Consider the following 12536-nt stretch of genomic DNA (forward strand, 5'->3'; position numbering starts at 1 on the left):
CTGTATATGTTTGGGTATTCAGCGCCGTTAAAGGATATGCAATTTGTGTATCGTGAGCTGCTGTTTACCCCGGGTGCAGAAGATGCCCCTGACAAGGCTTCAATCGAGCGCCTGTTAACGGATAGCTCTGCCTGGGCACAGGCAAAAGTTGCCCCTTATAGTGGATCTGCCGATCTGGAAGGGTGCGAACTGACTGAGACTGGCGTCTGTGTGCCGGACTGGTATCGGGAACTCTATCAGGAATATTGCCAACTGGGTGGACTTGCCGCCACTGGAATGAAAGCCTATGGCGGTAGTGAACAGTCAGTAGCGGTTGGATTGATGCTGTCGGAAATAATCGGGGCAGCCGATTGGGCATGGAGTCTCTATACCAGCATGAGCGTCTCCGTCATGCGCGTTATAGAGCAGCTGGCAACTCCGGAACAAAAGGAATTGTGGTTGCCAAGGCTTTATAGCGGAGACTGGACCGCTACAGTCTGTATCAGTGAGGCACAGGGGTATGTGGATCTCAGCATGATTCGCACCAGAGCGATCCCGGATGAACACAGCAACTACCGCGTTTCCGGCAGGAAGGTGCATGTTGCGGGCGGCGATCACGATCTGAGTGACAATATTCTGTATCTGACACTGGCTCGTGACCCCGACGATAGTTGGCCGTCGTTATTTATCATTCCGAAGTACGACATAGAAAACCCTACAGTCAGAAACGCTGTACAATGCGATAAATTAGAGCAAAAGATGGGTGTCCGCGGTAATGCGACTTGCACCATGTCATTTGACCGTTCCGTTGCCTATCGCTTGGGTAGCGCGGCGCAGGGCTTCTTCGGCCTTAACCGCCTTAAATTCGAAAGTCGTCTATTGGCGGGTCTTCAGGGCGTAACGCTTTCCGAGAAAAGCTTTCAGGGCTCCCGTGCCTATGCCATGCAGAGAAGGCTATCTACTTTGTCACAGGTGGCAGCGGATCAAGCTAAGTTATCTGATCCCATTATTCGTCAGCCAGGTATTCAGCACATGCTCTCGCTCCAGCGCGCAATCGCGGAAGCAGGGCGTAGCCTTGTTTATGAGGCAGGAACTATATTGGAAAGCCTGTCGGATGAAGATGACGATAACTATTGCTATTTACAGTGTCTCCTGGATATCGCCAATCATTTTTTGACTGACATTTCCTTCGAATCAGCCAGCCTCGGCATGCAGGTCCTGGGCCCTTACGGCTATCTATCTGAATGGGGTCTGGAGCAAAACCTAAGAGATTGCCGAACGGCACTCACGTTTAATGATGAGGCTCCGGGCCAGATTTTCTCCTTATCGAGCCTGAAGTCATCGAAAGGGATGAACCCTGGGCTCGCAGAATTGATTCGAAGGATAGAGGAATACTGCGAAAAATATGGTGATGACCGAAATCTTAAGTTCTTTACACTAGAGCTGAGTCGGAGGGTGAGTCAGTGGCGGGAGTGCCAGGAGTCTGTTCTAAACTCCACTGAATACTCTAATCAGTTTGGCCATGGAGATCGGGAAGTCACCCATTTTTGGGGCTACTGTGCACTGGCATACTACTGGAGTTTGATGGCGGCTTCTGCATATGAATCGATGGCGGCCGGGAACTGTGACAGCAGAGATTTTTACCGAGAAAAGATTGCCGTTGCCAGATTCTATTTCAATACCATATTCCCAAGAACAGAAGCTCTGATAATCAGTATTCGTGCTATGAATTCGGATTTTGATCTGGGTGCGATTTGTTGATGGTTTATCCACTATTTTTATCGCTCCAAGTCTATTGGGCTTGAACCTAATTTATATTGGTTGATGGTATATCCTTCCAATCATCTCTCGTTGCTGCTGTTTTATGACTGAAACGTAGAAGTCTGATTCTGTCAGTTAATTGGTTACTTATTATATTGGATAAGGTCCGTTGTCGATTGTCTCTTATGATTATTGTGTTCGCTTGAAGATTGTGTCATTCAGTTAGATCAGGCCATATAACTTGCCGGATTTGACGTTCAAGGTTTACGTATTTCTGGTCCTCTTGATTTTCTGCATTGCCGGATAGGCTGGGCAGGAAGGACATTATTTCAGCTAGAAACTGTTTCCGGTCATTCCATAGTTATGACAGCGGACTGGGATGTTTTTAATCGAAATGCTCCCCGTCGATTATGGGTGTATTGGGCGTCATAGAAAGGGCTTCCAACCCTGTCTTAAAGTCATACTCAGATGGCGGTTCTGAATATGCAATGTGCAGACCAACAGGTCGAATATGGTTTCGCAGCATTGGGTTTCGGTACAGATAGGTGATTCTTTTCTGGTTGGCATTACCTGATGAAGGTCAATGGCTGAGACTGTCGCGGGAAAACGCGTCCCCTTCAAATAGATAAATATAAATAAAGCGGCGAGATGACTTTTCGAACAAGGTAGCTCGAACCGCATTACAGATACAGTGGGATAAATAGGCATGATGAATAATAAAAGACCATCGGTAGTGAGTGGTATGAAAACGCTGTCGCTTGCGGTTTCTGCTGCTTCAACCTTTGCTGGTGTCAACGCTGTTGCAATGGAAGCAAACAGCAATTACCTGGAAGAGGTGATTGTTACCGCGCAGAAGCGCGCGGAGTCACTGCAAGATGTCCCCATCAGCGTCAATGCCCTTAGCAATGAATCGCTGAAAAGCGCCGGAATCGACAGCCTGGATGAAGTCAAACAGTTAGTGCCCGCGCTGAATGTTTACAGCGCGTCCTCTCCAGCCATGACATCGGTGGTGATTCGCGGTGCGGGCACCGGTGCTTCCGATCCGACCCTGGAACCCTCTGTCGGTATTTTCGTCGATGGCGTGTTTATGCCGCGCAGCGTCTTTGGCCTGTCGGACCTGGTAGATGTAGAGCGTGTGGAAGTTCTTATGGGGCCGCAGGGGACCCTGTACGGCAAGAACACCAATTCCGGTGTGCTGTCGGTAACCACCAAGGGGGTGCCCACCGACTTTGAGGCCGAGGTGGAGTCAACTCTGGGTGACTACAACCGCAGGGATTTGTCACTGACCATCGGAGATGCGTTGACTGATACCCTCGGCTACCGCGTTGCAATGAATTCCCGCCGTCGCGACGGTCTGGTGGAAGACGAAACCAGCGGCAAGGATATCTCTAAAATTGATCGCCAGAGCTTCCGCGGTCAACTCTTCTGGCAGCCTGATGATAGCCTCGCCGTAAGAGCCATCGGCTACTACAGCGAGTCCAGGGATGCAGTCAGCGAGCCGGAAAGAGCATTTAACGAGAATTCTGCCTTTTACGGCTATGCTTCGGCACTGGCTACTTTCGCCGGTCAGCCGGTTGCGGACCCGCAAGGCGATGATCTGAAAGTTGCTGTGACTCAACCAGGTGGCGGTCGTCTCGAAGTGAAAGGCGCGTCGGTACAGGTGGACTATGACCTGAGCAATGGTGTCAGGCTCAGCTCTATTAGCGGCTACCAGGTCTGGGAGCAAAGTGAGGTCTTTTTTGACAGCGATATGACGGCTCTGGACTTCCTCACTACCAATGACCAGATGGATGAAAGCAGCATCAGCCAGGAGTTTCGGATTACCTCGCCGGGCGGTGAAACTGTCGACTGGGTCGGAGGACTATTCTACTTCGATAGCGATCTGCACCGGGGGTCGCAGGATGAACCCTTTGCAGTTTATGGGGCTGGACTGCCGGCGATACCGGGAGCGACGGCCGCAGATCTCCTCTACGGCCAGTGGCTGCCCTTTGCCGGCACCGGTACTGTGCTTGATGGCCTGCCGATCTCCGTTCCCGGCGATTACGCCCTCTGGGAGAACAACTATACCAGTACTTCCTACGCTGCTTTTGGACAGGTCACCTGGAATATGACTGAGGCGACCAGCCTGACGGCGGGCCTGCGCTATGGGCAGGAAGAAAAAGAATTCAATATGCACGTAAGTGCGTACGATGCAGACGGTACGCTATACAGCATGGCTACGGATCCGCTGTTTGTTCCCTACGGAATCAGTGATGGGAGCTATTCCGGTGGCTATTTTGTTCCACTCACTTCCGGTGCCCTGTTCAATCCGGATGGCGTAGGTCCGGTCAACCGTGTCGGTGACCGTAAGGATTCTGACGTCAGCGGTATGCTGAGCCTGAATCATACAATCGGTGAGCACTTGGTGTACGCGACTGTTTCGACCGGCTCCAAGTCCGGCGGATTCAACGGTTCCTTTGGCTCAGCAACCACCGAAGAGCGGGCGTTCGACCCGGAAGATACCGTCAGCTATGAAGTGGGCGCCAAGCTCGAAGGGCTGCTGGATGGCCGTATGCGCCTTAACATGGCCTACTTCTACACCCAGTACGATGACTTCCAGGCGGCCACCTTCGATCCCGCCACGGTGCAGTTTGTTGTAATGAATGCGGGCAAGCAGGTCACCCAGGGCGTCGATCTGGATCTGACTTATGCCGTCACCGACAACCTGACCCTTACGACCAAGGTTGAGTACCTCGATGCAATTTATGAAGAGTTCGAGGGAGCCAACTGTCACGTATTGGCCGGTGGCGCCGGCTGTGACCTGAGCGGTAAGCGCATGCCATTTGCGCCCAACTGGGCTGGTGCCGTGGCTGCGGATTATGTACGAACGCTGGCCTCGGGTGCGGACGTTTACGCGCACTTGGGTATGTCATTCCGCAGTGACTATATGGCGGACCCGACTTATGCGCCCTATGCGGCCGACGTCAACTATCAAGTATGGGATGGACGTCTCGGTTGGCGTAATGATCGCTGGGACTTCAGCCTTTGGGGTAAAAACCTGACGGATGAAATGTACACCCAGGTTACCAGTAACTCGGTAATCGCCGGCCTCTTTGCGGGCAGTGATGCCGGTGCCTCAAGCCTGAATTACAACCGTTGGTTTAATGAACCGCGCACCTTTGGAATTACCGCCCGCTATACCTTTTAACGGGTTTAGTAGATTCCAGGCCCGCCACCTCCATGGCGGGCTTTTTTATGGACAGAAAAGGACTAAATTCATTAATTAGTTGGGCAGTGATATGAAAAATATAGACGAAGAGCTGAGTATTCTTCGCCAGCAGGACAGCGAATACCTGACCATTCCCCTTCCTGGCGTAGTGGGGATCGAAACGAAAATCCTCAAGGTGGATGCGAGTATAAATCGGGTGGTGGTCATGCAGCGCTTTGCGCCAGGTGGCTATGCACCTCCTCACTACCATCATTGTACTGCGGTGGGTTACACCATCTTCGGCGAGTGGGAATACGATGAGGGGCACTTCGATACGGGCGATGTGGCCTGGGAAAAAGTTGGTAACTTCCATACGCCCAGCAGTCGTACCGGAACAGAAATGATCATCGTACTCGATTCTACCGACGGGCGTATGCTGGATAACTATCTCGATGATGGAACGGTGCTCCGCTTGACTATTGGTGCCTACCAGAACCTGCTCGGGAAAACACAAGCCGAGGTCGATGGTATGTCGCCTGAAGAGTTGATGACTGGAATCATCTTGAACCCAGAAGATGCGCTACCGCCTCATGAACTGTCCGCAGGTGCATAGAGAGTGACGCTATGCGTGTGATATTTGTCGATGTGGGTGTTGTTCTGGTTCTCGGCTATTTCCGGGCGCTGTAATCGATTAGATCTACTGAAGCTTAATGGCAGGACTAAGTTGAAGTCTGGTGATGTCTGAAAAATCCTGTGAGGTATTTTTTGGATAATATAGTTCTGTTTCAGAAATTCCCCGCAAATTTGTCCGTATCGAATAATCATTTCATGACGCTATATCAGTACCCTATGTAACTTGGCATCTGTAATGGCGGGTCTTTATCCGTACTCAGGAATTGAATATGGCTGGCTTAGCCGTGAGCCTGAAATGGTAACTGTCCCGATTGATAGAGAAGGAAAAGGGTCATGAAAGCAATTTTATGCGAAGAATATGGGCCAATTGAAAATCTCCGTTATACCGATTTGGCGGATCCCGAGGCTGGCAGGGGTGAGGTGCGAGTTGCGGTCAAGGCTGTTGGCGTTAACTATCCTGACGCGTTGTTGGTGCAAGGGCTGTATCAGGTGAAACCACAGCTGCCATTTGTTCCCGGCCCGGAATTCTCCGGTGTCGTTGACCAGGTGGGAGAGGGCGGTAGCTGGTTCAACGTCGGTGATCGGGTGCTGGCTTTCAGCCCGGAACTGGGCGGATGCGCAGAAAAGGTAATCGTGAAGCAGAATATGCTGGTGCCTATTCCCTCCCAGATGCCCTATATCGATGCGGCCAACCTGCTCTGCGCACACGGTACCGCGCACCATGCCCTGAAGCAGCGTGCGCAACTGCAGGCCGGCGAGACCCTGGTTGTATTGGGGGCCGCGGGGGGCACTGGTCTGGCCGCAGTACAGATCGGTAAGGCGATGGGAGCGCGGGTTATTGCAGTCTGCTCTTCCGCAAGCAAATTGGCGGTCGCCCGGGAAAATGGCGCCGACGAATTGATTAACTACAGCGAGCAGGACCTTAAGCAGACGATCCACGACTTCACCAGCGGACGGGGAGCCGATGTGGTCTTCGATCCAGTTGGTGGTGATGCCTTTGATTCCTGCACCAGAGTGATGGCTCGAAATGGTCGACTACTGGTGGTGGGTTTCGCCTCCGGCCGGATACCCAAGCTACCCGTTAACCTGGCGCTGGTGAAAGAGTATTCCGTCATGGGTGTTTTCTGGGGCAGCTTCGCCACCCATGAACCGGAGACTTTTGCCGAAAATATGAGGGAAATGATGGGCTGGTACAGCGCCGGCAAGATCCGTGTGGTGACAGAGGAAGTCCTTCCGCTAAAGGATACCGCAGTAGCACTGCAAAGGCTGATGGATCGCAAGGTAACCGGAAAGCTGGCACTGGAAGTCTAGTAGGCCAGTCTCGATCTAGATCTCGATTTATATAAAGAGGAACGATGGTAATGAGTACTCAGCTGTTTGACTTGAGCGGAAGAGTGGCATTGATTAGCGGTGCCAGCCGAGGTATTGGCGAGTCGATCGCCAAATTACTGGCAGAGCAGGGTGCGCGCGTGATTGTCACCAGCCGTAAACTCGAGGGTTGCCTTGGGGTGGCGGAAGCGATCAATGCCGCCGGTGGTGCGGCGGAAGCCCTGGATTGCGATGTCGGCAAACTGGAAGACATTGAGCGTACTGTCGAGCATGTCAAGAACCGCTACGGACGCTTGGATATCCTGATCAACAACGCGGCGGCAAATCCCTACTATGGCTATATGCTGGATATCGATCTGGCGTCTTTTCAGAAGACGGTCGACGTCAATATCCGCGGCTTTTTCTTTATGTCAGTCGCTGCGGCGAAAGTCATGCGGGAGCAGGGCAGTGGCAGTATTGTTAACACGGCTTCGGTGAATGCCATCTCCCCGGCAATCAAGCAGGGGGTCTATTCCATCACCAAGGCGGCGGTGGTCAGTATGACCAAGGCCTTCGCCAAGGAGTGCGGTTCAATAGGGATTCGCGTGAATGCTCTACTGCCAGGCTTTACCAAGACCAAGTTTGCCGGTGCGCTATTTGATGACGACGGCCTGTACAAGTCTATCGTGGGCATGATTCCGATGCGCCGCCACGCAGAGCCTGATGAAATGGCCGGCGCAGTACTCTATCTGGTGTCGGATGCAGCCAGTTATACCACCGGTGAGTGCCTGGTGGTTGACGGTGGCATGACGATTTAATGTGCGGGTGACACCCCGGTTTGGCCCGGTTTTTTAGTCAGTATCCACCCGAGTGAATATCGTATATATCTCGCCTTTCTGTGGGGCAGAAGTGGCCTGTCGCCGGTACGCGGTGACAGGTTTTTTTGTTATCTGTGGGGAATAATCAAGAACCGCGAATACATGACGAAGTGTCGATTTGTAATGGCCACCGTCCTGACTGACTGGGGCCTGGCCAACCGCAGCCTGGCCACAGGAGCATTATGACCAGCTCCTTTTTTTCAGTTTGATCTTCCCGAGGGGTGCCCGCTACAGACAGCGGGCGTCGGCTATTTCCGATGGGTTGGAAGGGTATGGGGCGGGACTCTGTGGCGTGGCAGCCCTATGCTGATTCCCTCTTGCCTGTAGCGAGCAGCTTGGCGGCGATCTTGGACACCCATTGCAGAGGGACCGCGCGGACCAGGCTCATCATCAGTCGTGCCTCAAAAGGAATTATCCAGTAGAGTCGGTCGCTATGGGCGGCTTTCCAGACGGTTTCCGCCACATCTTCTGCATCGAGTAGTTTGTCATTCTCCTTGTCCGCCCAGCTGATGTCCTGGTCTGCAATCAGGGGAGTGCGGACATAGGACGGCATGACAAGCTTTACACCGATGCCGAAGGGCTGCCACTCCACTCGCAATGCTTCACTTAACCCACGGACAAAAAACTTTGTCGATGAGTAAACGGCCTCCATGGGAACGCCGTAAATAGACGAAGCTGACCCCAGGTTGATCATCTGGCTTCCCGATGTCTCCTTGAGCATTGCAAAGGCCTCATGAGCACAGCTGACGACGCCCTTTGCATTGACATCCACCATCTTATCGAGAAATGCGGGGTTGGCCTCGGTAAATGCGCGATCCTCAAAAATGCCAGCATTGTTCAACAGGATGTCCAGGCGACCGTTGGATTGCCTGGCAAAGTGATCAAGTCCAGCCCGGACTGAGTCGCGATCAGTGACATCCATGACGCCGTGGCAGCAGTTACTGCCGAGTTCGCTGGCGATCCTGGCGACTGATTCCGAATTCACATCGTACAAACCTACGAACCATCTGCGCTCCGCAAATAGTTTGGCGACAGCGGCGCCGATCCCTGACCCGGCACCCGTAATTAGTATGGATTTTTGTAACATTGCAGAGCTCCAGTTCTATTTCTTTGCGCAGCTTCAGTGCGGTAACTGACTTGCCGTTAAACGTATCTCGCGTTGACGCAACAGTGCCGGGGGCAGCCCCGGCACCGGATGGCATCCGGAGTTCTCGCGGTTTACACCCGGAACTGGGATTCCGGGAGGGCCATCAGGCTGCTGGCGCCGCTTTTGATCATCGCCGCATGCGCGCGGGTGCGCGGGAGCAGGCGGTCAAAATAGAAACGTGCGGTATGCAGTTTGCCCTGGTAGAAATCGGTTTCGCTGCTGCCTGTCTGGAGCTTCTGCTGCGCAACAGTGGCCATATGTAACCAGTAGGCAGCGCTGACTACATATCCCGAGTACATCAGGTAGTCCGTCGCAGCAGCACCGATCTCTTCGGGATTCTCGGCCGCGAATTTACTGATCGACTGGGTGAGTTCACCCCACTCCTGGAAGTGTTGTTTCAGGGTGTCGGCAAAGCCAGAAAGTTCGGGGTTTCCTTCCAGAGACTGGCACAGTGGCAGCTGGCGGGCGATATAGTCCTGTAACAACTTGCCCTTGCTGCCGAGTACCTTGCGCGCAAGCAGGTCCAGTGCCTGAATACCGGTGGTCCCCTCATACAGGCAGCAGATGCGGGTGTCGCGCACCAGCTGTTCCATGCCCCATTCAGAGATAAAGCCGTGGCCGCCATATACCTGCACGCCGTGGTTGGTGGCCTCATAGCCTGTTTCGGTCAGGAAGGCCTTGCCGATCGGCGTCAGGAAGCTGAGCTGGCACTCCGCATCGGCTTTCTCCTCGTCGGTCGCCCTGGGGCTCTCGACAATATCCACCAGACGTGACATGTCGTAAACCATTGCGCGGCCGGATTCGGCGAAAGCCTTTTGGGTCAGCAGCATGCGCCGCACATCCGGGTGAACGATAATCGGATCAGCCGGCCCGTCTGGGTTCTTTGCACCGCTTAGTGAGCGCATCTGCAAGCGGTCTTTGGCGTAGTTGAGTGCACCTTGGTACGAGGCTTCCGCAGCGCCAACACCTTCCAGTGCCACGCCAACCCGGGCCGCATTCATAAAGGTGAACATGCAGTTGAGGCCACGGTTTTCCGGACCGATCAGATAGCCCTCAGCGTCGTCAAAATTGAGCACGCAGGTGGCGTTGCCCTTGATACCCATCTTGTGTTCGACGGCACCGCAGTTGACACCATTGCGCTCTCCCAGACTGCCATCGGCATTGACTTTGAACTTGGGTACGATAAAGAGCGATATTCCCCTGGTGCCGGCCGGGGCGCCTTCAATTCGGGCAATAACGATATGGACAATATTCTCGGACATATCGTGCTCGCCGGCGGAAATGAAGATCTTGGTGCCCTTCAGTCGATAGGTGCCGTCGCCTGCCGGAACCGCCTTGGTGCGCAGCATGCCGAGGTCGGAACCGCAGTGGGGTTCGGTCAGGCACATGGTGCCTGTCCAGCGGCCCTCTACCAGCTTGTGCATGTAGGTTTGCTGCTGTTCCGCTGTACCGTGCCGGTGCAGCGTGGCCAGGGCCCCGTGGGTTAGTCCGGGATACATGGCGAAGGCATGGTTGGCGGCGACGACCATTTCAGAAGTGGCAATGGCGATGCTGAATGGAAGCCCCTGGCCGCCAAACTCGAGAGGCTGACTCAGTGTCGGCCAGCCGCCCTCAACATATTGTCGATAGGCCTCTTTGAATCCGGTAGGCGTAGTGACCTCTCCGTTATCCCACTTGCAGCCCTCGATATCGCCGACGCGATTGAGGGGCCCGATCACTTCCTCGGTGAGCTTGGCTGCTTCAGAAAGGATGGCATCAGTCATTTCTGCGTTGGCATCGTCGTAACCGAATTTCTCGTAATGGGACTGCGTATTCAGTAGCTCGTGCAATACAAACTGCATGTCCCGGATCGGGGCCTTGTATTCCGGCATTGATAGCTCCTAATTATTGGTATATTGATTACTTCCGCTAACCTTCCTGGGCATTGGAATTTCGACTGAGCCAATTGTCTGGATGGCGAGCGTTGCCAATGACCAGGCTCATGCTGATAGCTAAAGGGCCCTGCGTCCTTCTGTATGGGGCTAAAGGTCAGTAACTGAGAGTAGGGTACTCAGCGGCTATCCTCAGCTCGGGCGCTGTGTTAGCGGGAGCGCTGGTTAATGTGAAGTCACTGCAGACTCGTATAGGGATTTGAGTAGACCGCTTTCACGGCCTCCGCCACCGATCGACCCGCGCACTTCCGGGACAAAAATTCCACTTGAAATCAGTGTAAATAGCTTAAATCGGAGTCTACAGCTGTTTAGTGGTCGATTTGCAATGAATTCGAGCCAGTGAGAGCTGCTTGCGGTAGCGTGACGGAATAATGAAGTTTGTTCATTCGTCACATGCCTCTGCTTGTTATATTGGGCTTCGGACACAAAAGTAGTCACGGTGACCGCTGGGAATGTGCCGAGACTCAAATAAGTAGCATCAAATGCTCGGCAGCGTTGGCCCCCCCCAAGGGGGCCCGCAGCGATTAGGCGACTTCGAACAGTCCGGCCGCGCCCATACCGCCACCGACGCACATGGTGACCACCACGAAACGGGCACCGCGGCGCTTGCCTTCGATCAGTGCGTGACCCACCAGGCGGGCGCCGCTCATGCCGTAGGGGTGGCCGATAGAAATACCGCCACCGTTGACGTTCAGCTTGTCGTCATCGATACCCAGGTGATCGCGGCAATAGATCACCTGGCAGGCAAAGGCTTCGTTGAGTTCCCACAGGCCGATGTCATTGATGGTCAGGCCATGCTGCTTGAGCAGCTTGGGAATCGCGTAAATCGGACCGATACCCATTTCTTCCGGGGCCAGGCCGGCCACCGCCATACCGCGGTAAATGCCGAGCGGCTGCAGGCCGCGCTGTTCAGCCAGTTTGCGTTCCATCAGTACGGATGCAGAGGCGCCGTCGGAGAGTTGGCTGGCGTTGCCGGCGGTGATGCAGCCGCCTTCGATCACCGGGTTCAGTCCCTGCAGGCTTTCCAGGGTGGTCTCCGGGCGGTTGCACTCATCGCGGGTCAGCGTGACTTCCTCGTAGCTTACGTCCTTGGTTTCCTTGTTCACGATCGCCTTGGTAGCCGTGATAGGAATAATTTCATCGTCGAACAGGCCCGCTGCCTGTGCTGCGGCGGTACGCTGTTGTGACTGCAGGGCGTAGAGATCCTGGGCCTCGCGGCTGATGTTATAGGTTTTCGCGACGTGCTCGGCAGTCTGCAACATCGGCATATAGATGGCCGGGGCGGCCTTGATCAGGTTCTTGTCCGCAGTTTGGGAGGCGAACTCGCCGTATGGACCCTGCACGGCGGTGATGTTTTCCTGGCCGCCGCCAATGACGACGTCCATACCGTCTACCATGATCTGCTTGGCGGCCGTGGCGATGGCCATCAGGCCGGAAGAGCACTGGCGGTCCATGGTCTGGCCACTGACACTCAGGGGGAGGCCGGCGGTCAGCGCGGCGCCGCGTGCCAGGTTGAATCCGGCTGTGCCCGCCTGTAATGCAGTGCCGAGTACCACGTCTTCGATTTCGTTGGGGTCGATACCGGCGCGCTCGACGGCAGCGCGAATTACGTGGCCGGTAAGGGTGGGGGATTTGACGTTGTTGAGTCCGCCCCGGTAGGCCTTGCCGATTGGAGTGCGGGCAGTGGAGACGATTACGGCTTCTCTCATGAG

The 12536-nt window shown here is 54.3% G+C and carries 8 protein-coding genes; 5 read left to right on the plus strand and 3 right to left on the minus strand.

The genetic code is table 11. From position 1 onward, the window contains the following. The first annotated feature begins 6 nt into the window (after positions 1–6). From IG168_RS12685 to IG168_RS12705, 5 genes are all read left to right on the plus strand, one after another. Positions 7–1740, plus strand: coding sequence for an acyl-CoA dehydrogenase C-terminal domain-containing protein (locus tag IG168_RS12685; RefSeq protein WP_193164771.1), 1734 nt, complete (start codon positions 7–9; stop codon positions 1738–1740). Between the two features lie 805 nt (positions 1741–2545). Further along, on the plus strand, positions 2546–4927 hold the full coding sequence (locus IG168_RS12690) for a TonB-dependent receptor (RefSeq protein ID WP_193164772.1): 2382 nt from the start codon (positions 2546–2548) through the stop codon (positions 4925–4927). Between the two features lie 91 nt (positions 4928–5018). Beyond that, positions 5019–5540: a cupin domain-containing protein gene (locus tag IG168_RS12695; protein WP_193164773.1), complete on the plus strand. Its 522-nt coding sequence runs from the start codon at positions 5019–5021 to the stop codon at positions 5538–5540. Between the two features lie 353 nt (positions 5541–5893). Continuing rightward, positions 5894–6871: an NADPH:quinone oxidoreductase family protein gene (locus tag IG168_RS12700; protein ID WP_193164774.1), complete on the plus strand. Its 978-nt coding sequence runs from the start codon at positions 5894–5896 to the stop codon at positions 6869–6871. Positions 6872–6921: 50 nt separating this feature from the next. Continuing rightward, a complete protein-coding gene (locus tag IG168_RS12705) occupies positions 6922–7686 on the plus strand; it encodes an SDR family oxidoreductase (protein ID WP_193164775.1) in 765 nt (254 codons plus the stop codon). Positions 7687–8047: 361 nt separating this feature from the next. Here IG168_RS12705 and IG168_RS12710 read toward each other — a convergent pair whose 3' ends face one another. The 3 genes from IG168_RS12710 to IG168_RS12720 form a co-directional block, all read right to left on the minus strand. Next, positions 8048–8833: an SDR family oxidoreductase gene (locus IG168_RS12710; RefSeq protein WP_193164776.1), complete on the minus strand. Its 786-nt coding sequence runs from the start codon at positions 8831–8833 to the stop codon at positions 8048–8050. A gap of 131 nt (positions 8834–8964) precedes the next feature. After that, positions 8965–10764 (minus strand): acyl-CoA dehydrogenase C-terminal domain-containing protein, encoded by a 1800-nt coding sequence (locus IG168_RS12715; RefSeq protein WP_193164777.1) that lies wholly within the window; start codon positions 10762–10764, stop codon positions 8965–8967. 584 nt (positions 10765–11348) lie between these two features. Then, positions 11349–12533, minus strand: a complete 1185-nt coding sequence (locus IG168_RS12720) for an acetyl-CoA C-acyltransferase (protein WP_193164778.1) — start codon at positions 12531–12533, stop codon at positions 11349–11351. Positions 12534–12536 lie beyond the last annotated feature (3 nt).

This window comes from Microbulbifer hainanensis, from assembly GCF_014904735.1.
GTDB classification, from domain to species: Bacteria; Pseudomonadota; Gammaproteobacteria; order Pseudomonadales; family Cellvibrionaceae; genus Microbulbifer; species Microbulbifer hainanensis.